Genomic DNA, 25,115 nt, shown 5'->3' with positions numbered 1-25,115 from the left:
TGAGAGCCCGATCGGACAGGGGAGAGTCTCCCCGGCTTGCGGGCCGCCACCGCCTCGTCGAGGGTCGGAGTATGAAGGCGATCAGCTACCGCCGGTACGGCGGCCCCGAGGTCCTGGAGTACGGCGAACTGCCCGACCCCAAGATCGGCCCCGACGCGGTGCTGGTCAAGGTGCGCGCCGCCGCGGTCAACCCGGTCGACTGGAAATGTCAGGCCGGGTACCTCGACGGGATGATGGACGCGGTCTTCCCCGTGGTCCCCGGCTGGGACGTCTCCGGTGTCGTCGTCCGGCCCGGGGTCTCCGTCACCGAGTTCGCCGAGGGCGACGAGGTGATGGGATACGTCCGCGAGGACTTCCTCTCCCGGGGCACCTTCGCCGAGTACGTCGCCGCCCCCGTCCGTACCCTCGCCCGCAAGCCGCGCTCGGTCGGCTTCGAGGAGGCCGCCGCCCTGCCGCTCGTCGGCCTCACCGCCTACCAGGCGCTTCTCCAGCCCCTCGCGGTCGGCCCCGGCGACACCGTCCTCGTGCACGCGGCGGCCGGCGGGGTCGGGTCCATGGGCGTGCAGATCGCCCGCCACCTCGGCTGCAGGGTCATCGGAGCGGCGCGGGAGGCCGGCCTCGAGCGGGTCGCGGAGCTCGGCGCCGAGCCCGTCGTCTACGACGAGGCGACCTTCGCCGAACAGGTCCGCACCCTCGCCCCGCAGGGCGTGGACGCCGTCCTCGACACCATCGGCGGACCGTTCCTGCGGATCTCCGCCGGGCTGCTCGCGACCGGCGGCCGGCTCGCCTCCATCGCCGACGGCGAGGTCCTCGCCCTCGGCGGCCGCTACTTCTGGGTGCGTCCCGATCCCGTCGACCTCGCGGCCCTCGCGGACCTGGTCGACGAAGGCGTGCTCACCGTGCGGGTGGCCAGGACGTTCCCCCTGGAGCAGGCGGCGGACGCGCAGCGCGCCAACGCCGCGGGCGGCCTGAACGGCAAGGTCGTCGTCACCGTCCCGTGAACCGTCCCGTGAACCGCCCCCGAATCACCGGCTCGGGCCGCTCACCGGACGGGCGGCTCACCAGATCATCGCCGCCCCGAAGACGGCGAGTGCGATCGTGCAGCCCGCCGCGAGCAGCGCGCCCCGGTGGGAGAGGGGCTGCGGCCTGGCCGGGCTCAGGGAGCGGATCCGGCGGTGGGCGACGGCCAGGAAACCGATCCACACGAGCGCCGACAGCGCGAGCCCGGTGATCCCCACGGCGGTGATGTCGTCGCTCACGGCCAGCTTGACGGCGAGCACCGCCACCACCGTGCACGACAGGGTCGTCCGCCGCCATGCGAGCCGGGTCCGCTCCGGCTGGAGTCCCGGATCACGCGCGTCGGTCCCGGAGGCGGCCTGCGTCACCGCCCCGCCCAGCCGAAGAGCACGACCACCACCATCGCGACGGCCACCACCGCCACGACCAGACTCAGCACCGCCGGGAAGCGGGACCCCGGCAGATCCTCACCGCGCCGCATGGCCCGCTCGCAGCGCATCCAGTGGTTCACCGCCCGCAGGGCGCACAGCACCCCGGCCGCGAGCAGCGCGAGCGCGAGCCCGACCCGGACGCCCCAGCGCAGGTCCGGCAGGAACTGGTCGACGGCGAAACCGCCACCGACCAGGGCGAGCGCGGTTCGGATCCAGGCCAGGAAGGTCCGCTCGTTGGCGAGGGAGAACCGGTAGTCGGGGGTCTCTCCCTCGTCCCGGATCCGCTGCGGTGCGAACCACAGCCGCAGGCTCTGTACGAAATCGCTCACACGCGCACCCTAACGTTCGGGTGATCGGCCCGCCGGGCGCCCACGGGCCCAAGACCACGAGCCGAACCCATGCTCACAGGCCGCTGCCCACAACCCCGCTGCCCACCGGCCCCGTCCCGCCCGTGCTCAGTCCGCCGGCCGCACCCCGCCGGCCCCGTGCTCCCGCAGCCGCTCGTAGGCCGCGAGCCCGTCCGGCACCCACGCCCAGTCACCGAGCCGGGCCGCCAGCTCCTCCTCGGTCAGGAAGGAGTGCCAGGCGACCTCCTCCACCTGCGGGTTCACCGGCAGTGCGCACCGCAACTCGTACACCGCCGACCACCACCTGCCGGCCACGCCCTCGGAGTCGTACAGGAAGGTCAGGACGGGCTCGGGCCGGGGCAGGCCCCGCACCCCGAGTTCCTCCTCGGCCTCGCGGAGCGCGGCCTCGTCGTAGGACTCGCCCGCGCCGACGACCCCGCCGACGAACATGTCGTACATCGACGGGAAGACCAGCTTGGTCGGCGTCCTGCGGTGCACGAAGATCCGGTCCTCCGCGTCCCGGACCCGGATGAACACGCAGCGATGGATCAGGCCCCGCGCGTACACCTCACCGCGAGGGGCCTGCCCGATCACCCGGTCGTGCTCGTCGACGACATCGAGAATCTCTTCGGCGGCGCTCATCCCGCCATCCAACCAGGAGCGGCCCGATCAGGAACGGCCGTCAGGAGCAGCCCTCAGGAGCAGCCGTCAGGAACGGCCGAGTGGCGACCGCTCACTGCCCCATGACGTACTTGACCGTCGGCCCGGTCGTCCAGCCGCCGTCCACCGCCAGCTCCGCGCCCGTCACGTACGAGGCGGCGTCCGACAGCAGGAAGACGACCGCCCCGGCGATCTCGTCGGCCTCGCCGACCCGGCCCATCGGCGTGTTCGGGTACCTGCCCTCGCCCCGTTCGATGCCCACGGAGGCCGTCATCGGGGTGTACGTCATGCCCGGGTGGACCGAGTTGACCCGGATCCCCGCCGTGCCGAGCTCCACCGCGCCGATCTTCGTCAGTCCCCGCACACCCCACTTGGAGGCGCCGTAACCGGCGGTCAGTGCCAGGCCCATGAGGCCCGCGGCCGAGGAGATGTTGACGATGGAGCCGCCGCCGGCCGCCTTCATCGCCGGTATCGCGGCCTTCATGCCGATGAAGACACCGGTCAGGTTGATGTCGAGGACCTTGCGGAAGTGCTCGACCGACTCGGTCTCCAGGAACGCGCCCGTGGAGATGCCCGCGTTGTTGACCAGACCGTGCAGCCCGCCGAACTCCGCCACGGCGTACGCGACGGCCGCCGCCCACTCCTCCTCGGAGGTCACGTCGTGGTGGAGGTACCGCGCCCGCTTGCCGAGCGCCTCGGCGGTCGCCCTGCCCTCCTCGTCGAGCACGTCGGTGACGACGACGTTCGCGCCGGCCGCGACCGCCTGCCGGGCGGCCTCTGCGCCCAGGCCGCGGGCGCCGCCGGTGACGAGGACGGTCCTGCCGGTGAGGTCGTTCATGAAAGGTCCCTTCGGGGGAGATGCGCCTGCTCCGGCTGTGCGGCACGCAACAGGGCGGTGGTGGTCTCGATCAGATCGGCGAGGAAGAGCACCTCGTCGGTGAGGGGTTCGGTGCCGTCGAGGTACTGCCGGGCCCGGTCCGCCATCGCCGCGCCCACCACGGTCAGCGCCAGGTCGAGGCGTTCCAGGAGCAGGGGCTCGGGCAGGCCGTCGGCGGCGAGCCGGTCCGCGATCCGCTCGATCAGACGCCAGTAGCCGGTGCCGGCGAGCGTGGGATGGGGGGTCCGGGTGCGCACTCCGCTCTCGTGGCTGAGCTGCGCGGAGATCCGCAGGCAGCGGCGGCCCCGGTCGGTGCGCAGCTCACTGGCCTCGGCCGTGACGAGGGCGCCGACCAGGGCGTGCGTCTCGTCGGGGGCGGCCGCGAGCAGCGGGGCGAGCACGCCCTCCGTACGGACCTGGCGGCCGGCCATCACGGCGTCGAGCAGCCCGGCGCGCGAGCCGAAGTGGTACTGCACGGCGGAGGGATTGGCCTGCCCCGCGCGGCTCACGACGTCCCGCAGCTGTGCGCCGTGGACGCCTTGGGCGGCGAAGAGCTCCTCCGCCGCGCGGATCAGTCTGTCCCGGGTCTCGGGCCCCGATGTTCTCGCCATGCACTCATATTAATGCTCGACATTAGAAAATGGGAGGGGGTCCGGACCGCGGCGGAACGGCGAAAAGGTTGACTCGATACATCCGTGTATCCAAGATGCGGTCCATGTCCTACGACGCAGATGTGATCGTGATCGGGGCGGGCCTCGCCGGCCTCGTCGCCACCGCCGAGCTGGTCGACGCCGGCCGCACCGTGCTCCTCCTCGACCAGGAACCCGAACAGTCCCTCGGCGGCCAGGCCCACTGGTCCTTCGGCGGTCTCTTCCTCGTCGACTCGCCCGAGCAGCGCAGGATGCGCGTCAAGGACAGCCACGCCCTCGCCCTCCAGGACTGGTACGGCACCGCCGGCTTCGACCGGACCGAGGACCACTGGCCGAAGAAGTGGGCCGAGGCGTACGTCGACTTCGCCGCCGGCGAGAAGCGCTCCTGGCTCCACGCGCGCGGGGTGCGGTTCTTCCCCGTCGTCGGCTGGGCCGAGCGCGGCGGCTACGACGCCAACGGCCACGGCAACTCCGTCCCCCGCTTCCACATCACCTGGGGGACGGGCCCCGGCCTCGTCGCACCCTTCGAGCGGAAGGTCCGCGAGGGCGTCGCCCGCGGCCTCGTCCAGCTCCGCTTCCGCCACCGGGTCACCGCCCTCGGCCGTACCGCAGGAGCCGTCGACACCGTCACCGGCGAGATCCTGGAACCCTCCACCGCGGAGCGCGGCACCGCGAGCACACGTACGGCCACCGGTGCCTTCGAGCTGCGGGCCCAGGCGGTGATCGTCACCTCCGGCGGCATCGGCGGCAACCACGAGCTCGTCCGCGCGCAGTGGCCCGAACGCCTGGGCACCCCGCCCGCCAAGCTGCTCTCCGGCGTCCCCGCCCACGTCGACGGCCTGATGCTCGGCATCGCCGAGAAGGCGGGCGCCCACCACATCAACCGCGACCGGATGTGGCACTACACCGAGGGCATCGAGAACTGGAACCCCGTCTGGGCCAAGCACGGCATCCGCATCCTCCCCGGACCGTCCTCGCTCTGGCTGGACGCGACCGGCAAGCGGCTGCCCGTCCCGCTCTTCCCCGGCTTCGACACCCTCGGCACCCTCGAACACATCATGCGGACCGGCCACGACCACACCTGGTTCGTCCTCGACAAGCGGATCATCGGCAAGGAGTTCGCCCTCTCCGGATCCGAGCAGAACCCCGACCTCACCGGCAAGTCGATCCGCGGCGTCATCGGCCGCGCCCGCGCCGACGTCCCCGGCCCGGTCCAGGCGTTCATGGACAAGGGCGCCGACTTCGTCGTCGAGAACGACCTCTCCGCCCTCGTCCGGGGCATGAACCGGATCACCGGCGAGGACCTGATCGACGAGACGGCACTGCGCCGCGAGATCACCGCACGCGACCGCGAGATCGCCAACCCCTTCACCAAGGACCTCCAGGTCACGGCGATCCACGGCGCCCGCAGGTATCTGGGCGACAAGCTGATCCGCACGGCCACCCCGCACCGCATCCTCGACCCCGAGGCGGGCCCGCTGATCGCCGTCCGCCTCAACATCCTGACCCGCAAGTCCCTCGGCGGCCTGGAGACCGACCTCGACTCCCGTGTCCTCACGGAGGGCGGCGAACCCCTGGAGGGCGTGTACGCGGCGGGCGAGGCGGCCGGCTTCGGCGGCGGCGGAGTCCACGGCTACCGCTCCCTGGAGGGCACCTTCCTCGGCGGCTGCATCTTCTCGGGCCGGGCGGCGGGCCGGGCGGCGGCGAAGGCGGTGGGCTGACGTCCTGCTCAGCCCTCCTGAATCAACTCCACCACCCTGAACCGCTCCACCACCACCATCGTCGCGTCGTCCACCACGAACCCGGGGTCCCCCAACCCCTCCCGCATCTCCTCGCTGTGCCAGAAGCGCTCGTGCGCCTCCCGCCACTCCGGTACCGACAGGAAGCCCTCGCCCTCGTCGAGGGCGAGGCGCAGGTCCGCCTCGCCCAGGGGCAGGACCTCGACCCCCGTGATCTCCACGACCGCCACCTCGCGACCGTCCGAGTCGATGAGCGCCGAGCGTTCGCCCGCCTCCGGCAGCTCCTCGTTCTCGACCTCGTACTCCACGAGGAGGCCGGTCGTGGCGACCTTCTCGCCGGAGAGGACCGCGGCGACGAGCCGGTCCCGCAGCGGGCCGGGGAAGGCGAGGAGGAAGGGCTTGAGCGCGTGAGGGCCGGTCATGGCCGACAGTCTGTCAGCCATGACCGGCCCTCACCGGCGTACGGAACCGCTCGGGTCACAACACCAGCGACAGCAGCAGCACGAACACGATGCCCACGACCGAGATGATCGTCTCCATCACCGACCAGGTCTTGATCGTCTGACCGACGGTCATCCCGAAGTACTCCTTCACCAGCCAGAACCCGGCGTCGTTGACGTGGCTGAAGAAGAGCGAACCCGCGCCGATCGCCAGGACCAGCAGCGCCGACTCGCTCGTCGACATGCCCTCCGCCAGCGGAGCCACGAGGCCCGCAGCCGAGATCGTCGCCACCGTCGCGGAGCCCGTCGCCAGCCGGATCGCGACGGCGATCAGCCAGGCGAGCAGCAGGGCCGGGATGGACCAGTTCTCGGAGAACTCCAGGATCATCTGGCCGACGCCGATGTCGATGAGGGTCTGCTTGAAGCCGCCGCCCGCGCCGACGATCAGCAGCACGCCCGCGATCGGGGCGAGGGACTTCTCGACGGTGGAGGACAGCCGCTCCTTGGTGAAACCGGCCGCCCGGCCCAGGGTGAACATGGCGACGACGACGGCCGCGAGCAGCGCGATCAGCGGGGAGCCGATGACGTCGGTGACCTTCTGGACGCCGTTCTCCGGGTCGTCCACGACGATGTCGACGAGCGCCTTCACCAGCATGAGGACGACGGGCAGCATCACGGTCGCGACGGTGACGCCGAAGCCGGGGCGCTTCTCCAGGTCCTCGGAGGGACGCACCGGGATCATGTTCTCGGGGGCCGGGATGTCGACCCAGCGGGCCGCGTACCGGGAGAACACCGGACCGGCGATGATCACGGTCGGTATCGCGACGACGAGGCCGAGGGCCAGGGTGACACCCAGGTTGGCGCCGACCGCGTCGATCGCCACGAGCGGGCCGGGGTGCGGCGGGATGAGGCCGTGCATCACGGACAGTCCGGCGAGGGCCGGGATGCCGATCCGCATCAGGGAGTAGTTGCCGCGCTTGGCGACGAGCAGCACCACCGGGATCAGCAGCACGATGCCGACCTCGAAGAAGAGCGGCAGGCCGATCACCGAGGCGATGAGGACCATGGCCCAGGGCATCGCCCGGCCGCTCGCCTTCGCCAGGATGGTGTCGACGATCTGGTCGGCGCCGCCCGAGTCGGCGAGCAGCTTGCCGAGGATCGCGCCGAGCGCGATCAGGACGCCCACGCCGGCGACGGTGTTGCCGAGGCCGGTGGTGAACGACTTGATGGTGTCCGCGAGCGGAGCACCGGCGAACGCGCCGAGGGCGAGCGACCCGATGGTCAGCGCCAGGAACGCGTGCAGCTTGAACTTGGTGATGAGCACGACGATGACGGCGATGCCGGCGAGTACGGCGATGCCGAGCTGGGCGTTGCCTGCCGAGGTGATCGGTTCGGCGGCGTCCGCTGCCAGGATCTCGACGCTGAGACTGGTCACGGTGTGTCTGTCCTTCGTACGAGCGGAGGGAACGGGGGACGGGGGCGGTGGGGATCAGCCGGAGAGGCCGCGCAGCGCGGCGGCGGCCCGGGCGGAGATCTCCTCGGGGGTGCCGGAGACGTCGACGGCGACGCCGGCCTCGTCCTCCTGCAGCGGCTGCAGGGTGGCGAACTGGGAGTCGAGGAGCGCGGTCGGCATGAAGTGGCCCTTGCGGGCTCCCATGCGCTGCTCGATGAGCTCCCGGTCGCCGGTCAGATGAAGGAAGACCACACCCGGGGCCGCGGCGCGGAGCCGGTCCCGGTAGCTGCGCTTCAGAGCGGAGCTGCTCACCACACCGCCGAGCCCGGCCCGGTCGTGCGCCCAGGAGCCGATGGCGTCCAGCCAGGGCTCGCGGTCGCTGTCGTCCAGGGGGGTGCCGGCCGACATCTTGGCCACGTTGGCCGCCGGGTGGAAGTCGTCGCCCTCGGCGTAGGGAAGGCCGAGGGCCTCGGCGACCAGGGGGCCGATGGTGGTCTTGCCGGTCCCGGCGACGCCCATCACGACGACGACCGCCGTCGTCCTGGGCTGGGGGGTGGTGCTCATGGGTGGTGCCTCGCTGTCTTCTTCGACATCGATCCGTCGCGCCCATGAAACCCATTGGGTACGACGTATTCAAGAGGCTGTGACATAAAAGTCGTACTTTTAATTCCTGATGTGATCATCCACGCGAGCACGCATAGGCTTGCCACCATGACGACACCGGCCCAGGGGCTTCACTCGCACGTCCTCGCCACCCTGGGTCTGGCGATCACCGCGGGGGAGTACCCGCCCGGCACCGTGCTGCGCACCGACGAGCTCGCCCAGCGCTTCGACGTCTCCCGGACCGTGGTCCGCGAGGTCGTCCGCGTCCTGGAGTCCATGCACCTCGTCGAGTCCCGCCGCCGCGTCGGCGTGACCGTCCTGCCCACCGCCAGCTGGAACGTGTACGACCCCCAGGTCATCCGCTGGCGCCTGGCCGGCGCCGACCGCCCCCGCCAGCTCCGCTCGCTCACCGTCCTCCGCTCGGCCGTCGAACCCGTCGCCGCCGGCCTGGCCGCCGAGAACGCCACCCCCGAGCAGTGCCGGGAACTCACCGAACACGCCCTCGGCATGGTCGCCACCTCGCGCGGCCGCCGCCTGGAGGACTACCTCGTCCACGACATCGCCTTCCACCGCGTCGTGCTCAACGCCTCCGGGAACGAGATGTTCGCCCGCCTCGGCGACGTCGTCGCCGAGGTCCTCACCGGCCGCACCCACCACCACGTGATGTTCGAGGACCCGGACCCGGCCGCCGTCACCCTCCACGTCCAGGTCGCCGAGGCCGTACGGGAGCGGGACGCGGCCCGCGCCGAGGAGCTCACCCGCCAGATCGCGGTCGGCGCCCTCCAGGAACTGGACGTCCTCGCTCCGTAGAGACCCGGGTAAAGACGCCGTCAAGCTCTGAACTAGCTCAAATATGGGCGTTCAGTGACATGCGCCACAGTCAGGTGCCGCCCCTTGCCGTGAGGATGTGCGCTGGCCGTGCCGGGGTGACCCCCCCACCAGGCACGGCCGGGTACCGCACAGCCCCCTCACGAAGGCGAACAACTCCATGAGTGACCGCGTCACCGCGGCCGACCCGCTGTCCGCCGCCAAGGCGAACCCGGCCGCCCCCCACGTCGACGCCGGCGACGCCGGATACCGCAAGGACCTCAAGTCCCGCCACATCAACATGATCGCCATCGGCGGCGCGATCGGCACCGGTCTCTTCCTGGGCGCCGGTGGCCGGATGTCCCAGGCTGGCCCCTCCCTCTTCATCGCGTACGCGGTCTGCGGCGTCTTCGCCTTCTTCGTCGTGCGGGCCCTCGGCGAGCTCGTGCTCTACCGCCCCTCGTCCGGCGCCTTCGTCTCCTACGCCCGTGAGTTCATGGGCGAGAAGGGCGCCTACACGGCCGGCTGGCTGTACTTCCTCAACTGGTCGACCACCGCCGTCGCCGACATCACCGCGGCCGCGACCTACGCCCACTTCTGGTCGATGTTCAGCGACGTCCCGCAGTGGATCCTCGCGCTGATCGCCCTCGCGGTCGTCCTCGCCGCCAACCTCATCTCCGTGAAGTACTTCGGCGAGATGGAGTTCTGGTTCGCGATCATCAAGGTCGGCGCCCTCGTCGCCTTCATGCTGATCGGCATCTTCCTCGTCGTGACCTCGCACGACGTCGGCGGCAGCACCCCGGGCCTGGGCAACATCACCGACAACGGCGGCATCTTCCCCAACGGCATGATGCCGATGCTGCTGCTCATCCAGGGCGTCGTCTTCGCCTACGCCTCCGTCGAGCTGTGCGGCGTCGCCGCCGGCGAGACCGAGAACCCCGAGAAGATCATGCCGAAGGCGATCAACTCGATCATGTGGCGCGTGGGCGTCTTCTACGTCGGCTCCGTCGTCCTGCTCGCGCTGATCCTCCCGTACACCGCGTACTCCGGCGACCAGAGCCCCTTCGTCACCGTCTTCGACAAGCTGGGCATCCCCGGCGCCGCCGGCGTGATGAACCTGGTCGTCCTCACGGCCGCGCTCTCCAGCCTCAACTCGGGCCTCTACTCAACCGGCCGCATCCTGCGCTCCATGTCGCTCTCCGGCTCCGCGCCGAAGTTCACCGGCGTCATGAACAAGGGCGGTGTCCCCTACGGCGGCATCCTGCTCACCGCCGCCTTCGGCGTCATGGGCGTCGCGCTCAACTACGTGATGCCCGGCGAGGCCTTCGAACTGGTCCTCAACTTCGCCTCCATCGGCATCATCGGCACCTGGGCCATGATCATGGTCTGCTCGCTCCTGTTCTGGCGCAACGCCCAGGAGGGCAAGCTCACCCGCCCCGGCTACAACCTGCCCTGGGCCCCGTACACCCAGATCGTGACGCTGGTCTTCCTGGGCTCCGTCCTCGTCCTCATGTGGATGGACGGCGGCATCAGCCGCACCACCGTCAACTGCCTGCCGCTCATCGCGGCGGCCCTCGTCGGCGGCTGGTTCCTCGTCCGCAAGCGGGTCCGTACGACCGCCGCGGCGAACCGCGACTGACCTCCCCGCACGGGATCGGCGAGACCCCCGCAGGCACGGCCTGCGGGGGTCTCACCTCTTGTCAGGAGATAGTGGTACGCAAGAGCCTTACAAGATCCGGTCGGAGGAAGGGAAGTTCGCGATGCCGCAGCACGTCCAGGGGGTCATCGCCCCCGGCAGGAACGAACCGGTACGGGTCGAGACGATCGTGATCCCCGATCCCGGCCCCGGAGAGGCCGTGGTGAAGATCCAGGCCTGTGGCGTCTGCCACACCGATCTCCACTACAAGCAGGGCGCGATCAACGACGAGTTCCCCTTCCTGCTCGGCCACGAGGCCGCCGGAATCGTCGAGTCGGTCGGCGAGGGCGTCACCGACGTGGAGCCCGGCGACTTCGTGATCCTCAACTGGCGCGCGGTGTGCGGCCAGTGCCGCGCCTGTCTGCGCGGCCGCCCCTGGTACTGCTTCGACACGCACAACGCCAAGCAGAGGATGACCCTGCTCGACGGCACGGAGCTCTCCCCGGCCCTCGGCATCGGCGCCTTCGCCGAGAAGACCCTGGTCGCCTCCGGCCAGTGCACCAAGGTCGACCCCGCCGTCGCCCCCGAGGTCGCGGGCCTCCTCGGCTGCGGAGTGATGGCCGGCATCGGCGCCGCCATCAACACCGGGAACGTCGGCCGCGGCGACACCGTCGCCGTCATCGGCTGCGGCGGCGTCGGCGACGCGGCCATCGTCGGCTCCCGCCTCGCCGGAGCCGCGAAGATCATCGCCGTCGACATCGACGACCGGAAGCTGGAGACGGCGAGGACGATGGGCGCGACCCACACCGTCAACTCCCGCTCCACCGACCCCGTCGAGGCCGTCCGCGAGCTCACCGGCGGCTTCGGCGCCGACGTCGTCATCGAGGCCGTCGGCCGCCCCGAGACGTACCAGCAGGCCTTCTACGCCCGCGACCTCGCCGGCACCGTCGTCCTCGTCGGCGTCCCCACCCCCGAGATGAAGCTCGAACTCCCCCTCCTCGACGTCTTCGGCCGCGGCGGGGCGCTCAAGTCCTCCTGGTACGGCGACTGCCTGCCCTCCCGCGACTTCCCGATGCTCGTCGACCTGCACCAGCAGGGCCGCATCGACCTCGCCGCCTTCGTCACCGAGACCATCGGCCTCGGCGACGTCGAGAAGGCCTTCGGCCGCATGCACGAGGGCGACGTCCTGCGCTCGGTGGTGGTGTTCTGATGGCCGCCCGCATCGACCACCTCGTCACCTCCGGCACCTTCAGCCTCGACGGCGGCACCTGGGACGTCGACAACAACGTCTGGATCGTCGGCGACGACAGCGAGGCGATCGTCATCGACGCCGCCCATGACGCCGAGGCCATCCTCGCCGCCCTCGACGGCCGCGCCCTGCGCGCCATCGTCTGCACCCACGCCCACAACGACCACATCGACGCGGCCCCGGCGCTCGCGGCCGCCACCGGCGCCCGCATCCTGCTCCACGCCGCCGACCAGCCGCTGTGGAAGCAGACCCACCCCGACCACAGCCCCGACGGCGAACTCGCCGACGGCCAGGTCCTCACCATCGCCGGCACCGACCTCACGGTCCTGCACACCCCCGGTCACGCCCCCGGAGGCATCTGTCTGTACGCCCCCGACCTGGGTACGGTCTTCACCGGCGACACCCTCTTCCAGGGCGGCCCGGGCGCCACCGGCAGGTCCTTCTCGGACTTCCCGACGATCGTCGACTCGATCCGCGAGAAGCTTCTCACCCTCCCGCCGGAGACGGTGGTCCGCACCGGCCACGGTGACAGCACCACCATCGGGGCCGAGGCCCCGCACCTCCAGGAGTGGATCAACCGAGGCCACTGAGAGCCAGCCGACTCTCGAAGCGCCTCGGCGCACCCGTGAACGGGTCGGAGAACTCCAGCGTCCGCGCCAGCAGTTGCAGCGGATGACGGAAGTCCTCCGGTCCGTCCTCACGGACCACCGGATAGATCGGATCGTGCAGGATCGGCAGCCCCAGCGCGTTCATGTGCACCCGCAGCTGATGCGTCCGCCCGGTCTCCGGCACCAGCCGGTACCGCCCGAGCCCGCCCCGCCGCTCCACGAGCGCGATCCGGCTCTCGCTGTTCGGCTCGCCCGGCACCTCCCGGGCGGCCATCACCCCGCGCTCCTTCTCGATCCGGCTCCGCACCGTCACCGGCAGCGCCACCGTCGGGTCGTACGGCGCCACCGCCTCGTACTCCTTGCGCACCAGCCGGTCCCGGAACAGCGTCTGGTACGCCCCCCGGTCCTCCGGTCGTACGACGCAGAGCACCAGGCCGGCCGTCAGCCGGTCGAGCCGGTGCGCGGGCTGGAGCGACGGAAGCCCCAGCTCCCGCCGCAGCCGCGCGAGCGCGGTCTCCGTGACATGCCGCCCCCGGGGCATCGTGGCGAGGAAGTGCGGCTTGTCCGCGACGACGATCCGCTCGTCCCGGTGGACCACCCCGACGGGGAACGGCACCGGCTCCTCCACGGGAAAGTCCCGGTGGAACCAGAGATACCGGCCCACGGTGTACGGATCGTCCCCGGCCACCGGCCCGTCGACCCCGACGAACCGGCCCTCGCCGAGCATCTCCTCGACCCGCCCGGCCCCGACGGCCACCCCGTAACGGTCGAGCAGGTGCTCGCGTACGGTCGCCCAGACCCCGTCCGGGTCGTCCGGCAGCCGCAGCCGCACGGGATCGATCCCGTCCCGCTGCGGCAACGGCGCGACCGGCGCCTTCGCTCTCCGTCTCACGGATCCGCCTCGTGACTGCGTGTGCACGTACTCATGCCGAAAGTCCCGGTCGATGAGATCGACCGGGACTTCGTGTGGTGTCCGAGGGGGGACTTGAACCCCCACGCCCGATAAAGGGCACTAGCACCTCAAGCTAGCGCGTCTGCCATTCCGCCACCCGGACAAGGTGTCTGTCTTCCTGGCTGCTGGGCCGTTCCGACGAGGAAAACCATAGCAAACATTCGGGGTGGTCGATCACCACCCCCGGTCGCCCCCGTCATGTGACAGCCGCATGTCGGCCGAGGGCCGCCCTTGGGCGGGAAGGGGGGCACGCGGGAGGATGGGCCGAGGACCGAAGCAATCACGTGGGGCACGTAGTGGGAGGAAGCAGCGTGAGCGAGTCGAACACGGGTCGAAGCGGCAACGCCGAGACCGCCGAGAACGAGGTCGTGGACCTCTGTCGCGACCTCATCCGCATCGACACCAGCAACTACGGCGACCACTCCGGCCCGGGTGAGCGGGCCGCGGCGGAGTACATCGCCGAGAAGCTCGCGGAGGTCGGACTCGAACCGCAGGTCATCGAGTCGCACCAGGGGCGGGCCTCCACCGTCGCCCGCATCGAGGGCGAGGACCCGTCGCGGCCCGCCCTGCTCATCCACGGTCACACCGACGTCGTCCCGGCCAACGCCGAGGACTGGACCCATCACCCCTTCTCCGGTGAGATCGCCGACGGCTGCGTCTGGGGCCGCGGCGCCGTCGACATGAAGGACATGGACGCGATGACCCTCGCGGTCGTCCGGGACCGGATGCGCAGCGGCCGCAAGCCCCCGCGCGACATCGTCCTCGCCTTCCTCGCCGACGAGGAGGCCGGCGGCACCTACGGCGCCCGGCACCTGGTCGACAAGCACCGGGACCTCTTCGACGGGGTCACCGAGGCCATCGGCGAGGTCGGCGGCTTCTCCTTCACCGTGAACGAGAACCTGCGGCTCTACCTGGTCGAGACCGCCCAGAAGGGCATGCACTGGATGCGGCTGACCGTCGAGGGCACGGCCGGCCACGGCTCGATGACCAACGACGACAACGCCATCACCGAGCTCTGCGAGGCCGTCGGCCGGCTCGGCCGCCACCAGTGGCCGGTGCGGGTCACCAAGACCGTCCGCTCCTTCCTGGACGAGCTCTCCGACGCCCTGGGCACCCCGCTCGACCCCGAGGACATGGACGGCACCCTCGCCAAGCTCGGCGGCATCGCCAAGATGGTCGGCGCCACCCTGCGGAACTCGGCCGCACCGACCATGCTCGGCGCCGGCTACAAGGTGAACGTGATCCCCGGCCAGGCCACCGCGCACGTCGACGGCCGCTTCCTGCCCGGCTACGAGCAGGAGTTCCTCGCCGACCTCGACCGGATCCTCGGGCCGAACGTGAAGCGGGAGGACGTCCACGGCGACAAGGCCCTGGAGACCAGCTTCGACGGCGCCCTGGTCGACGCCATGCAGCTGGCGCTGCGCGCCGAGGACCCGATCGCCCGCGCCGTGCCGTACATGCTCTCCGGCGGCACCGACGCGAAGTCCTTCGACGACCTCGGGATCCGCTGCTTCGGCTTCGCCCCGCTCCAGCTGCCGCCCGAGCTCGACTTCGCCGGCATGTTCCACGGCGTGGACGAGCGGGTTCCGGTGGACGGTCTGAAGTTCGGCGCCCGCGTCCTGGACCGTTTCATCGACGCCTGCTGACGACGATCGCGACGTCCGCGCGCGATGTCCGCCGAAATTCGTCCGCGCGTTTGCATGTGACCGGAAAGAGTGAATGAACTCGGGGGCTCGTAGCCCCCACCATTCCCCCTCGTTACAGGTGATGCGGTCCGCGGCTGGGGCCGCATTTCCAACTAGGAGGAATAATGATCAAGAAGGTCGTCGCTGCTGCGGCTGCCACTGGCGGTCTGGTTCTCGCGGGCGCGGGCATGGCCGTTGCCGACTCGGGTGCCCAGGGTGCGGCCATCGGTTCCCCCGGTGTCCTCTCGGGCAACGTCGTCCAGGTGCCGGTTCACGTCCCCGTGAACGTGTGCGGCAACACGGTCTCCGTGATCGGGCTGCTGAACCCCGCCTTCGGCAACACCTGCGTCAACGCCTGACGTTGTGCCTCGCCCCGTGAGGGTGTGAGCCGGTCCGGCCCCGGAGTGCGTGCCATGCACTCCGGGGCCGGTGGCCATTTCCGCCCCGGGTGTTCCGCCCGGTGGCACTCTTTCGAAGCCGAGCAGGCAGGGAACAAGCTATGCGACAGGTCACGCGCAAGGGTCTTGTCACCGTTGCGGCAGCCGGAGGCGTTTTCGCCGCCGTCGGCGGCGGTTATGCGCACGCCGATTCCGGTGCGCACGGTGCGGCCATGAATTCCCCGGGCGTCGCGTCCGGAAATTCCGTCCAGGTCCCGGTGCATGCGCCGGTGAACGCCTGCGGAAACACCGTCAACGTCGTCGGGCTGCTCAATCCGGCGATGGGCAACAAGTGCGCCAACGTCTCCAAGCCGGGCAAGCCCGGTAAGCCCGGCAAGCCGGGCGGCGGTTCCTCCGCCGACGGGCACACCGGCAACTCCCCGGGCGTCGGCTCCGGCAACACCGTCCAGGTGCCCGTCGACGTCCCGGTCAACGTGTGCGGCAACAGCGTCACGGGCATCGGCCTGGGCAACGCCGCCGCGGGCAACAACTGCGGCAACGGCATCGAGCCGACGCATCCGGGCAACCCCGGTAACCCTGGCAACCCCGGTAACCCGGGTAACCCTGGGAATCCCGGAAACCCTGGGAATCCGGGCAACCCCGGCAACCCCGGTAACCCTGGAAACCCGGGCAACCCTGGGAATCCTGGCAACCCCGGAAACCCTGGCAACCCGGGTAACCCCGGCAACCCCGGAACTCCTGGGAACCCCGGTACTCCGGGTACGCCCGGCACCCCGGGCAACCCGGGTACGCCCGGCACCCCCGGCACTGAGGGTGGGCCGAACACCCCGGGCGAGCACAGCGTCACTCCGCCCCGTGCCGTCGAGGAGCTCGCCGAGACCGGCTCCGGTCCGCTCGGCGTGATCATCCCCGCCGGGGCCGGCCTGCTGCTCGCAGGTTCGCTGATCTACCGCCGGTCCCGCAGCGCCGCCTGACCCGCGGCGCCGATCGAGACGCGCGGAGGGCTGATCCCAGCGCCTCGCGCGCGGCGTACGACGCACCACGCACAGGGGCCCCGCAGACCGCGGGGCCCCTTCTCGCCGCTCTACCAGGTCGCTCGTACCTGGCGGATGATCCGCCGCTTCAGCCGCACCCTGCGGCTCCCGTCCCGGTGCAGGCTCAGACGGTCCAACTCCCAGTGTCCGTACTCGGCATGGTCGGTCAGCAGGCGCGTCGCCTCCCTGCGGGAGACACCGCGCGGCACGTACACGTCGACAAATTCGTATTCCGGCATCGCATCTATTGTGCGGGCACGGGCCCGCTACGGATAGCGTGCGTCCCATGTCTGATGCTGCGCAGCCCACCGCTGCCGAGGTACGTGCCGCCGCCGAGGCGGTCAAAGCCGCACTGGACCGTCACCTCACGGCGGTCGAACGCCGCACGGGTGACGACGACCCGGCCGTCTACGAAGCCTTCAACGCCCTCGCGGGGGCGGCCGAGGCGTACGACGAACTCCTCTACGACCGCTACGACGAGGTCACTCCCTTCGAGATCCCCGGAGCGGACGGTGCTCTGCCGCCGTACGCCGGACCCGACGAACCGCACGCACTCAGCCTGCTGATCCGCCGCGACTACGCCGTGGCGGAACCGAAGCGCCTGCTCGCCCAGGCCCGCCGCATCGCCGAGATCGACGGAGGCCCGGACGCCACCGGTCCCGGCGCCCGGGCCGGAGTCTCACCGCTCGCCGCGCTCGGTGTGCTCTTCGGCGAGTACGAACCGGACGAGATCGCCTCCCGGCACAAGGAGTTCGGCCTGGAGGAGGGGGACTCCACGCTCTGGGTCACGGCCGCCGAGGAGCTCCCGGAACCGGGGGAGTGGCTCAACGCCCCCTTCGAGCACGCCGATCCGGAGCGGATCGTCTGCCGCTTCGACGTCAGCTCCGTCTTCGACGAGGACGAGGCGGGCGGGGACGGCGGCGACGAGGACGGCGACGACGACCGGGGCGGCGGCCCCTCCTGAGGGAGCCCCCGGGGGAGCGAGAGACGCGGGGAGACGGCGGAGGGGGGGGGGGGGGGGGGGGGGGGGGGGCGCCCTCCCCCCCCCCCCCCCCCCCCCCCCCCCCCCCCCCCCCCCGTTCCGCGTCCCGGCCCCTGCTCCCAGGGCCCCTCCGCGCCTCGGCCCCTACTCCTCGGGCACGGCGAGCAGCGCCTCCAGGAGTGGCCGCAGCCGTGTCGTACGCTCCGGGGCCACGCCTTCGGCCACCGCGCGCGGCAGCGCCTGATCCACGCCGTGCACGACGGACAGATGACGCTCCGCGCGGCCGAACGCCGTGTACACCCACGGCCTGCTCAGGCCCCCGGCGGCGTCGCCCGGCAGCACCACGACCACCGCCGGCCAGCGCAGGCCGGCCGCCTGGTGCGCGGTGAGCGCCCAGCCGTGCCGCAGCGCCGACTCCACACGCTCCTTCGGTACGAGGAGCTCCTCGTCGCCACAGCGCAGCCGCAGCCCCTCGGCGTCGGCCGACAGGACCGTGCCCGTCACCGTCCGCCCCGGCAGGGGCGCGTACGCCACCCGGTCCCCGGGGTCGTAGCCGCCGAAGCGTCCCGGACCGGGGTTGAGCCGCTGCTTGAGCGCGATGTTCAACGCGCGCGTGCCGGCCGAGCCTCCGTGGCCGACCGTGACGACCTGCGTCTGCTCGGCCGGTACCCCGATCGCCCGCGGCACCGAGTCGGCCACGAGCTGGACGGTGCGGTGCACGGCCTCGCCGGCGTCCCGCACGGGGACGATCACGATCTCCTTGCCGGGGGCCTCGACCTGGTTCAGCTCGCCGGCCCCGATGCCCGAGACGAGCTCGCCGAGCGGTCCGGGGTCGGGCACGCGCGAGGCGATCCGCGGGCACACCCGGGCCGCGAGCACGTCGCCGAAGACCTGGCCGGCACCCGGAGCGCCGAGCACCGCCGGGTCGCCGCTCAGCACCAGCCGGCAGCCGTCGGGCAGCGACTCGACGAGCATCGCGGCGGTCTCCACGTCCAGCTGCGGCGCGTCGAGCACCACCAGGAGGTCGAGGGCGAAGGCCCCCTCCTCGTCCCGGCCGGGACCGGCCGCTCCGGAGAGCAGCGCGGCGACCGTCACCGCGTCCGCTCCGGCGGGGCCGAGCGCGCGTCGTCCGCCGTCCGCGTGGACGGCGACCAGGGTGCGCAGCCCGCGCTCGCGGGCGGTCGCGGCGAGGGCGACCGGCTCGGTGCGGGAGGCCTCGCCGCCCGTGTGCAGGACGAGACCGTGCGCCCCGGTGGCCCGTTCGAGCTCGGAGCCCTCCCAGGTGTCGGCCGTCGCCGTCTTGACCAGCCGGGCGAGGCCGTCCGCGAGGCTCTCCTCCGCGAGCGCGTACCGGTCGAGCCCGAGCAGCACCGGCGAGGCCGGCTCGTCGGCGGCGGCCTCATCCGCCTCCGGCGACTCCTCGTCCCCTTCGGGCTCCTCCTCGGCCGTCTCCTCCTCCTGGAAGACGAGGACCGCGCCCGCGGAGACCGCCTCCTCGACGGCCGACCCGGGATCGGGCACCGCGTGCCCGCCGAGTCCGGCGCGCACGGTGTCGATCTCCAGCGCGGTGTGTCCCTGGAGCGCGGCCCGCTCCAGGAGCCACACCGTCAGGGCGACCGTACGGCGCGGGTCGTCGGGGCCGCACGCGGCGCCGAGCATCGCCCGCGCGAAGCCGTCGGCCTGCTCGGGGCGGACCCCGGAGACGGCGAGCAGCTGCCAGGGGTCGTCGAGCAGCGCCTGGGCGGCGCCCTCGCCGAGCGCCGCGGCCACCTGCCCGGCCAGCGCCTCGGGGGCGCCTCCCTTGGCCAGGACCTCCCGCACGGCGGCGGTGGTGCCGGGAGCCGGGGCGGACGCCTGCGCCGGTACGGGAGGCCGCACCGTCATGGCGGGGGCCGCCTCGGGGGTGGGCCGGCGGGGCGCGGGCTCGGGGGCCTCGTAGAACGTGCTGCCGGAGGCCGCGCCGCCCTCCACGGCACGGACGGCCGCGAGCAGATCGGCGGCCGTGCCGCTCAGCTTGGCTCCGCTCGTCAGGGGCCCCTCCCTCTCGGCCTTCCGTGCCTCGATCCTCGCCCGCAGCTCCCGCTGCGCGGCGAGCTCGGCCTGCGCGTCGGTCAACTCGGGCGTGTCGGAGGCCCGGGCGACGGCGTCACCGTCCGCGCCGGGCTCCTCGGACGAATCGGATGCCTCGGACGCGGGTCCTGCGGGCTCGGTGCCGGCGGCCTCCGGAGACGCCTCGGTCGCGTCGGACGGCTCCGAGGGCTCCGCCGCGTCGTCCGCGGCGGGCTCTTCGGCCGGGGCAGGCTCCTCGGCCGGCGGGGGCTCCTCTTCGGTCGCGGGCCCCTCGGCCGACTCCTCGGCCGACGCCGACGCCGACTCCTCGGCCGTCCCCGGCTCCTCCGGCTCGGCGGCTCCCTGCCGTACGTCCTCCCGGACGTCCTCGGTGGGTGCCACGTCCTCGGGTGCCTCGGGCGCGGTCTCCCCGGAAGGCTCGGTCACAAGGTGCTCCAGTCGTGATCCGGATAGCGGTGCACGGGCGCCGACACATCGTCCAGCGCCCGACAGATCTCGTCAGGAAGACTAAGGGTCTCCACCGACAACGCGGCCGCGAGCTGGCGCGCCGTGCGCGCGCCGACGATCGGCGCGGTCACCCCGGGCCGGTCGCGGACCCAGGCGAGCGCCACGTGCAGCGGGGTCGTCGCGAGGCCTTCGGCGGCCGTCGCGACCGCGTCCACGATCCTGCTCGCGGGATCGTCCAGGTACGGCTCCACGAACGGCGCCATCGTCTCCGAGGCGCCGCGCGAGTCGGACGGTGTCCCGCTGCGGTACTTGCCCGTCAGGACCCCGCGCCCCAGCGGGGAGGAGGGCAGCAGGCCTATGCCGAGGTCCTGCGCCGCAGGCAGCACCTCGCGCTCCACACCCCGCTGGAGCAGCGAGTACTCCAGCTGCGCCCCCGCGAGCCGGGTCCGGTCCCCGCCGAGCTGCCAGGTGCCCGCCTTGGCGAGCTGCCAGCCGCAGAAGTTCGCCACGCCCGCGTACCGCGCGCGCCCGCTGCGTACCGCGATGTCGAGCGCCTGGAGCGACTCCTCGAGCGGGGTGTGCGGGTCGAAGGCGTGCAGCTGCCACAGGTCCACGTGGTCCGTGCCGAGCCGGGCGAGGGAGGCGTCGAGCGCGGCGAGCAGATGCCCGCGCGAGCCGTCCGTGCGCCGGTCGGGGTCCGGCACGCTGCCCGCCTTGGTCGACAGGACCAGGTCCTGCCGCGACACGAGCCGCTCCATGAGGCGGCCGAGCAGATACTCCGCCTCGCCCCCGCCGTACACGTCGGCGGTGTCCACGAGCGTGCCGCCCGCGTCCCAGAACGACTTCAACTGCTCGGCGGCGTCGTGCTCGTCGGTGTCCCGGCCCCAGGTGAGGGTGCCGAGTCCGATGCGCGACACACGCAGGCCGGTACGTCCGAGATGCCTCTGCTCCATGGGCGCGAGATTACTGGCCAGGGCACCACGCGGAGAGAGCCTGTGGACAACCGCGTCCTGACGGATGCCCCGACCGCGCGCTAGAGTCCCGCCCACAAGAACGTTACCGATGGGTAAGGGGTGCGTGGACATGCGGCTCGGCATCAACCTCGGCTACTGGGGCGCGGGCATGGACGGCGACAACCTCGCCGTCGCCCAGGAGGCGGACCGCCTCGGCTACGACGTCTGCTGGGCCGCCGAGGCCTACGGCTCCGACGCGCCCACCGTGCTCGCCTGGGTCGCGGCGAAGACGGAGCGGATCGACGTCGGCTCCGCGATCATGCAGATCCCGGCCCGTCAGCCCGCGATGACGGCCATGACCGCCGCCACCCTCGACTCGCTCACCGGCGGCCGCTTCCGTCTCGGCCTCGGTGTCTCCGGCCCGCAGGTCTCCGAGGGCTGGTACGGCGTGAAGTTCGACAAGCCGCTGGCCCGGACCCGCGAGTACGTCGAGATCGTCCGCAAGGCCATGACCCGGGAGCGGCTCAGCTACGAGGGCGAGCACTGGACCCTGCCGCTCCCCGGTGGCCCCGGCAAGCCGATCAAGCTCACCGTGCACCCGGAGCGCGAGCACATCCCGCTCTACATCGCCGCGATCGGCCCCAAGAACCTGGAGCAGACCGGCGAGATCGCCGACGGCGCCCTGCTGATCTTCCCCTCCGCCGCGCACCTTGAGGAGACCGCGCTCCGGCACATCCGCGCGGGCCGCGAGAAGGCCGGGCTGACGATGGACGGCTTCGACGTCTGTCCCACCGTGCCGCTCGCCCTCGGGGACGACGTCGACGCCCTCGCCGACGTGTTCCGCCCGTACACCGCGCTGTACGTCGGCGGCATGGGCAGCCGCAAGCAGAACTTCTACAACCAGCTCGCGCAGCGCATGGGCTACGAGAAGGAGGCCGCCGAGATCCAGGACAAGTACCTGGCCGGCGACAAGGCGGGTGCCGCCGCGGCCGTACCGCAGAGCCTGATCGACCAGACCTCGCTGCTGGGCTCCGTCGAGCGGATCGCCGAGCGGATGACGGCCTACGCGGAGGCCGGAGTCACCACCCTGACCCTCGCCCCGGCCGGCTTCACCCTGGACGAGCGGCTGGCGGCGCTGCGGGCGGGCGTCGAGGCGATGGAGCGAGCCGGACTGGCGTGACCCCGAGGGGGCGTCGGCGGGAAGAGGTTCTGCGGCCGTGGTGGGGGCTCGGGGGTCTTCCCCGCCACGGCCGTCACGCTGCACAACGGCTCCACGGGGCCCTCGGTTACGCCCTCGGGACTCACTCTTTCGGCCGAGCCGTCCGGCCCTCCTGTTGCCCCCCGCCGCGTACCGCATTTGACTCGGTGTCCCGGGGGCCGGACGGAGTGCGGAGATGCGCACGGAGGTGGCGGCGATGCTCACGGCCAAGGGCCTGTTCCAGGAAATCATCGACAACGACGAATCCTTCGCGCTCTTCTGCTCGATAGCCGCGAGCGGAGAGTCCCAGGGCGGCTGGGAGAACGCCCGGATCGCGGCGCTCGTCGCCCCCGGGATGCGGGATCTCACCCCCAAGATCATCCGGCACGGCGCCGACGAGGACAAGCACGGCCGGATCTTCAACGCGTTGATGAAGAAGCGCGGCCTCGAACCCGTCCCCGTGCCGCCCGACACCGACTACACGATGCTGCTCGAACAGCGCGGCATCGGCCTCGCGCACGACAAGCTGCGCCGCGACGAGCCGCTGAGCGAGGAGGACGTCATCGTCTACCTCGCCCACAGCAGGGTCACCGAGCAGCGGGCCGCCGACCAGATGGACATGCTGGTCACGTACTTCGGGGACCATCCCGAACTCGGCAAGGCCATCAACATGATCGACAACGACGAGGCCAACCACCTCGCCTACTGCCACGAGGAACTGCTGCGCCTCGCGCGCGCGGGACACGGCCGGCTCATCCAGCGGACCCTGCGCGAGTCCGCCCTCGTCGAGATCCAGGCCTACCGCGACGTCAGCCTCGCGGTGATGGGGCACATGGGACGGATCCTGCGCTGGCCGAAGCCCAAGGCGGCCGTCCTCGCCGCCGGCATCCGCGGGATGTACGTGTACGAGCGCGCCGCGGGCTGGCACCGGATGGTCGGCCTGAAGATGCCCGAACGGCTCGACGCGCTGGGCGGGCCCGCGACCCCCGCCCCGGCGTTCTGAAACGGCGGCGCCCGCCGAGCGGCCCCACGGGGCGCCGCCCTCACTCCCGGCGGCTCACATCCAGCCGCGCCGCTTGAACATCCGGTACAGGGTCGCGACGATGCCCGCCATCGCCACGAGCACCACCGGGTACGACCCCACCCAGCGCAGCTCCGGCATGTGGTCGAAGTTCATGCCGTAGATGCCCGCCACCATCGTGGGGACGGCGGCCATCGCCGCCCACGCCGAGATCTTGCGCATGTCGTCGTTCTGCCGCACCCCCATCTGCGCGAGATGCGCCGACAGCACGTCGGACAGGAGCCGGTCGAGCCCCTCCACCTGCTCGTTGGCGCGCAGCAGATGGTCGTTGACGTCCCGGAAGAAGGGCTGCGACCGCTCGTTCACGAACGGCACCGAACCGCCCGTGAGCCGGGACACCGGCCCGGCGAGCGGACCACTGGCCCGGCGGAACTCCAGGACCTGCCGCTTCGCCGTGTAGATCCGCTCCGCCGTGTTCGCGGGATTGCCGCCGGTGGGCGCGAAGACGTCCGCCTCCAGCTCCTCCAGGTCCACCTGGAGCTCGGCCGCCACATCGAGGTAGTGGTCCACGATCGCGTCGCTCACCGCGTACAGCACCGCCGTCGGTCCGTGCTTCAGGACCTCCGGGTCACCTTCGAGCCGGCGGCGGACCTGCGCGAGCGGAGCGCCCTCGCCGTGCCGGACGGTCACCACGAACGAGTCGCCCATGAACAGCATCAGCTCGCCCGAGGAGACCCGGTCGCTCTCCGGCTCGTAGACGACGGGCTTCAGCACCGCGAACAGCGAGTCGTCGTAGACCTCCAGCTTGGGCCGCTGGTGGGCCTTGAGAGCGTCCTCGACGGCCAGCGGGTGCAGGGCGAACTCCGAGGCGACGTGGTCGAACTCCGCCTCCGTCGGCTCGTGGAGTCCCACCCACAGAAAGGCGTCTCCGGCGGCCCGCGCCTCGTCGAGCGCGTCGGAGAGGTCGGCGGGGCCGTCCGTACGGCGCCCGTCCCGGTAGATGGCTGAGTCCACGATCACGCGGCGTATTCTCCATCGAACGGCCTCGCGACGCACGCGTGGATCCGTCCGGAGCCCTCCGGCCCCAGGGGGCCGGACCCGTCGGACACCTCCGCACACCACTTAGGCTGGCCGTCATGGCCACGCTGATCCTCGTCCGGCACGGACGCTCCACCGCCAACACCTCCGGGGTCCTCGCCGGGCGCACTCCCGGGATCTCCCTCGACGAGCGGGGCGCCGCGCAGGCCGCCGCGCTCCCCGGGCGCCTGGCGGCGGTCCCGCTCGCCGCCGTCGTCTCCAGCCCCCTCCAGCGCTGCCGCGAGACCGTTCGGCCGCTCCTCGACGCCCGCCCGGACCTCCCGCTGTACGTCGAGGACCGCATCAACGAGTGCGACTACGGCGACTGGTCCGGCCGGAAGCTGGCCGAGCTCAACGACGAACCCCTGATGGAGATCGTCCAGGCGCACGCCTCCGCCGCCGCCTTCCCCGGCGGCGAGTCCATGCGCGCGATGCAGGCCCGCGCCGTCGACGCCGTGCACGACTGGAACGCGCGGATCGAGGCCGAGCACGGCGAGGACGCCGCCTACGTCATGTGCTCGCACGGCGACATCGTCAAGTCGATCGTGGCGGACGCGCTCGGCCTCCACCTCGACCTCTTCCAGCGTCTCCACGTCGACCCGTGCTCGGTCACCGTCATCCGCTACACGCGCCTGCGTCCCTTCCTCGTCCGCCTCGGCGACACCGGGGACTTCGCCGGTCTCGCCCCGCGCGAGCACCCCGACGGCAGCGGCACCGCTGAGGTCGGGGGTGGTGCGGGCGCACCGTGATCCCCTCGCGCAGTAGGGTGGACGCGCCGCTG

The 25,115-nt window shown here is 71.9% G+C and carries 26 protein-coding genes and 1 tRNA gene; 13 read left to right on the top strand and 14 right to left on the bottom strand.

What is annotated here, in order from left to right; translation table 11 throughout:
* Nucleotides 1-71 precede the first annotated feature (71 nt).
* A complete protein-coding gene (locus ACZ4XX_RS20965) occupies nucleotides 72-1,001 on the top strand; it encodes an NADP-dependent oxidoreductase (protein WP_468509350.1) in 930 nt (309 codons plus the stop codon).
* 57 nt (nucleotides 1,002-1,058) lie between these two features.
* Here ACZ4XX_RS20965 and ACZ4XX_RS20960 read toward each other — a convergent pair whose 3' ends face one another.
* The 5 genes from ACZ4XX_RS20960 to ACZ4XX_RS20940 form a co-directional block, all read right to left on the bottom strand.
* Complete coding sequence (locus ACZ4XX_RS20960; protein ID WP_468509349.1) at nucleotides 1,059-1,385, bottom strand: DUF202 domain-containing protein; 327 nt, start codon at nucleotides 1,383-1,385, stop codon at nucleotides 1,059-1,061.
* The gene (locus tag ACZ4XX_RS20955; RefSeq protein ID WP_468509348.1) at nucleotides 1,382-1,777 is read right to left on the bottom strand and encodes a YidH family protein; all 396 of its coding nucleotides are present in this window, start codon (nucleotides 1,775-1,777) and stop codon (nucleotides 1,382-1,384) included. The genes ACZ4XX_RS20960 and ACZ4XX_RS20955 overlap by 4 nt, the downstream gene beginning before the upstream one ends.
* Before the next feature lie 126 nt (nucleotides 1,778-1,903).
* A complete protein-coding gene (locus tag ACZ4XX_RS20950) occupies nucleotides 1,904-2,437 on the bottom strand; it encodes an NUDIX domain-containing protein (protein WP_468509347.1) in 534 nt (177 codons plus the stop codon).
* Between the two features lie 91 nt (nucleotides 2,438-2,528).
* A complete protein-coding gene (locus tag ACZ4XX_RS20945) occupies nucleotides 2,529-3,293 on the bottom strand; it encodes a glucose 1-dehydrogenase (RefSeq protein WP_468509346.1) in 765 nt (254 codons plus the stop codon).
* The gene (locus tag ACZ4XX_RS20940; protein WP_468509345.1) at nucleotides 3,290-3,943 is read right to left on the bottom strand and encodes a TetR/AcrR family transcriptional regulator; all 654 of its coding nucleotides are present in this window, start codon (nucleotides 3,941-3,943) and stop codon (nucleotides 3,290-3,292) included. Before ACZ4XX_RS20940 ends, ACZ4XX_RS20945 begins: the two co-directional genes overlap by 4 nt.
* Nucleotides 3,944-4,047: 104 nt before the next feature.
* On the opposite strand from ACZ4XX_RS20940, the gene ACZ4XX_RS20935 reads away from it, so the two are divergent.
* Complete coding sequence (locus tag ACZ4XX_RS20935; RefSeq protein WP_468509344.1) at nucleotides 4,048-5,703, top strand: FAD-binding dehydrogenase; 1,656 nt, start codon at nucleotides 4,048-4,050, stop codon at nucleotides 5,701-5,703.
* An 8-nt stretch (nucleotides 5,704-5,711) separates the two neighbouring features.
* On the opposite strand, the gene ACZ4XX_RS20930 is transcribed toward ACZ4XX_RS20935, so the two are convergent.
* The 3 genes from ACZ4XX_RS20930 to ACZ4XX_RS20920 are packed head-to-tail and all read right to left on the bottom strand — an operon-like array spanning nucleotide 5,712 to nucleotide 8,178.
* The gene (locus tag ACZ4XX_RS20930; protein ID WP_468509343.1) at nucleotides 5,712-6,143 is read right to left on the bottom strand and encodes an ASCH domain-containing protein; all 432 of its coding nucleotides are present in this window, start codon (nucleotides 6,141-6,143) and stop codon (nucleotides 5,712-5,714) included.
* Nucleotides 6,144-6,198: 55 nt separating this feature from the next.
* Nucleotides 6,199-7,596, bottom strand: coding sequence for a GntT/GntP/DsdX family permease (locus ACZ4XX_RS20925; protein ID WP_468509342.1), 1,398 nt, complete (start codon nucleotides 7,594-7,596; stop codon nucleotides 6,199-6,201).
* 54 nt (nucleotides 7,597-7,650) lie between these two features.
* On the bottom strand, nucleotides 7,651-8,178 hold the full coding sequence (locus ACZ4XX_RS20920) for a gluconokinase (protein WP_468509341.1): 528 nt from the start codon (nucleotides 8,176-8,178) through the stop codon (nucleotides 7,651-7,653).
* A 147-nt stretch (nucleotides 8,179-8,325) separates the two neighbouring features.
* Here ACZ4XX_RS20920 and ACZ4XX_RS20915 point away from each other — a divergent pair, with 147 nt between their 5' ends.
* The 4 genes from ACZ4XX_RS20915 (at nucleotide 8,326) to ACZ4XX_RS20900 (ending at nucleotide 12,499) form a co-directional block, all read left to right on the top strand.
* Nucleotides 8,326-9,027 (top strand): FadR/GntR family transcriptional regulator, encoded by a 702-nt coding sequence (locus ACZ4XX_RS20915; RefSeq protein WP_468509340.1) that lies wholly within the window; start codon nucleotides 8,326-8,328, stop codon nucleotides 9,025-9,027.
* A gap of 178 nt (nucleotides 9,028-9,205) precedes the next feature.
* Nucleotides 9,206-10,663, top strand: a complete 1,458-nt coding sequence (locus tag ACZ4XX_RS20910) for an amino acid permease (protein WP_468509339.1) — start codon at nucleotides 9,206-9,208, stop codon at nucleotides 10,661-10,663.
* Nucleotides 10,664-10,784: 121 nt separating this feature from the next.
* Nucleotides 10,785-11,870 (top strand): S-(hydroxymethyl)mycothiol dehydrogenase, encoded by a 1,086-nt coding sequence (locus ACZ4XX_RS20905; RefSeq protein ID WP_055603651.1) that lies wholly within the window; start codon nucleotides 10,785-10,787, stop codon nucleotides 11,868-11,870.
* Nucleotides 11,870-12,499 (top strand): MBL fold metallo-hydrolase, encoded by a 630-nt coding sequence (locus tag ACZ4XX_RS20900; RefSeq protein ID WP_468509338.1) that lies wholly within the window; start codon nucleotides 11,870-11,872, stop codon nucleotides 12,497-12,499. The genes ACZ4XX_RS20905 and ACZ4XX_RS20900 overlap by 1 nt, the downstream gene beginning before the upstream one ends.
* On the opposite strand, the gene ACZ4XX_RS20895 is transcribed toward ACZ4XX_RS20900, so the two are convergent.
* Together ACZ4XX_RS20895 and ACZ4XX_RS20890 are read right to left on the bottom strand one after the other, a co-directional pair.
* A complete protein-coding gene (locus ACZ4XX_RS20895) occupies nucleotides 12,483-13,409 on the bottom strand; it encodes a pseudouridine synthase (protein WP_468509337.1) in 927 nt (308 codons plus the stop codon). The genes ACZ4XX_RS20900 and ACZ4XX_RS20895 overlap by 17 nt on opposite strands.
* Nucleotides 13,410-13,484: 75 nt before the next feature.
* Nucleotides 13,485-13,572 (bottom strand) — tRNA-Leu (locus ACZ4XX_RS20890).
* A gap of 208 nt (nucleotides 13,573-13,780) precedes the next feature.
* Here ACZ4XX_RS20890 and ACZ4XX_RS20885 point away from each other — a divergent pair.
* From ACZ4XX_RS20885 to ACZ4XX_RS20875, 3 genes are all read left to right on the top strand, one after another.
* Nucleotides 13,781-15,115, top strand: a complete 1,335-nt coding sequence (locus ACZ4XX_RS20885) for a M20/M25/M40 family metallo-hydrolase (RefSeq protein ID WP_468509336.1) — start codon at nucleotides 13,781-13,783, stop codon at nucleotides 15,113-15,115.
* Between the two features lie 164 nt (nucleotides 15,116-15,279).
* Nucleotides 15,280-15,513, top strand: coding sequence for a chaplin ChpH (chpH, locus tag ACZ4XX_RS20880; protein WP_030315925.1), 234 nt, complete (start codon nucleotides 15,280-15,282; stop codon nucleotides 15,511-15,513).
* Nucleotides 15,514-15,653: 140 nt separating this feature from the next.
* Nucleotides 15,654-16,526, top strand: coding sequence for a chaplin (locus ACZ4XX_RS20875; RefSeq protein ID WP_468509335.1), 873 nt, complete (start codon nucleotides 15,654-15,656; stop codon nucleotides 16,524-16,526).
* 110 nt (nucleotides 16,527-16,636) lie between these two features.
* Here the strand turns inward: ACZ4XX_RS20875 and ACZ4XX_RS20870 are convergent, their stop codons facing one another.
* A complete protein-coding gene (locus ACZ4XX_RS20870) occupies nucleotides 16,637-16,825 on the bottom strand; it encodes a DUF5703 family protein (protein ID WP_030315929.1) in 189 nt (62 codons plus the stop codon).
* Between the two features lie 47 nt (nucleotides 16,826-16,872).
* On the opposite strand from ACZ4XX_RS20870, the gene ACZ4XX_RS20865 reads away from it, so the two are divergent.
* Nucleotides 16,873-17,550 (top strand): hypothetical protein, encoded by a 678-nt coding sequence (locus tag ACZ4XX_RS20865; protein WP_468509334.1) that lies wholly within the window; start codon nucleotides 16,873-16,875, stop codon nucleotides 17,548-17,550.
* Nucleotides 17,551-17,712: 162 nt separating this feature from the next.
* Here ACZ4XX_RS20865 and ACZ4XX_RS20860 read toward each other — a convergent pair whose 3' ends face one another.
* Both ACZ4XX_RS20860 and ACZ4XX_RS20855 read right to left on the bottom strand, forming a co-directional pair.
* Entirely contained in the window at nucleotides 17,713-20,064 is a 2,352-nt protein-coding gene (locus ACZ4XX_RS20860; RefSeq protein ID WP_468509333.1) for a helix-hairpin-helix domain-containing protein, read from the bottom strand.
* Nucleotides 20,061-21,038, bottom strand: a complete 978-nt coding sequence (locus ACZ4XX_RS20855) for an aldo/keto reductase (protein WP_468509332.1) — start codon at nucleotides 21,036-21,038, stop codon at nucleotides 20,061-20,063. Before ACZ4XX_RS20855 ends, ACZ4XX_RS20860 begins: the two co-directional genes overlap by 4 nt.
* A gap of 130 nt (nucleotides 21,039-21,168) precedes the next feature.
* Here ACZ4XX_RS20855 and ACZ4XX_RS20850 point away from each other — a divergent pair, with 130 nt between their 5' ends.
* Together ACZ4XX_RS20850 and ACZ4XX_RS20845 are read left to right on the top strand one after the other, a co-directional pair.
* Nucleotides 21,169-22,218 (top strand): LLM class F420-dependent oxidoreductase, encoded by a 1,050-nt coding sequence (locus ACZ4XX_RS20850; RefSeq protein ID WP_383048293.1) that lies wholly within the window; start codon nucleotides 21,169-21,171, stop codon nucleotides 22,216-22,218.
* 235 nt (nucleotides 22,219-22,453) lie between these two features.
* Nucleotides 22,454-23,239, top strand: a complete 786-nt coding sequence (locus ACZ4XX_RS20845; protein ID WP_468509417.1) for a ferritin-like domain-containing protein — start codon at nucleotides 22,454-22,456, stop codon at nucleotides 23,237-23,239.
* 54 nt (nucleotides 23,240-23,293) lie between these two features.
* Here the strand turns inward: ACZ4XX_RS20845 and ACZ4XX_RS20840 are convergent, their stop codons facing one another.
* Nucleotides 23,294-24,286, bottom strand: a complete 993-nt coding sequence (locus ACZ4XX_RS20840; RefSeq protein WP_468509416.1) for a magnesium and cobalt transport protein CorA — start codon at nucleotides 24,284-24,286, stop codon at nucleotides 23,294-23,296.
* A gap of 107 nt (nucleotides 24,287-24,393) precedes the next feature.
* Here ACZ4XX_RS20840 and ACZ4XX_RS20835 point away from each other — a divergent pair, with 107 nt between their 5' ends.
* Nucleotides 24,394-25,083: a histidine phosphatase family protein gene (locus tag ACZ4XX_RS20835; RefSeq protein ID WP_468509331.1), complete on the top strand. Its 690-nt coding sequence runs from the start codon at nucleotides 24,394-24,396 to the stop codon at nucleotides 25,081-25,083.
* Nucleotides 25,084-25,115: the final 32 nt, after the last annotated feature.

The organism is Streptomyces sp. NPDC029956, assembly GCF_055574655.1.
The sequence above is the reverse complement of the archived record's forward strand: the minus strand, read 5'-3'. Positions and strand labels throughout refer to the sequence as shown.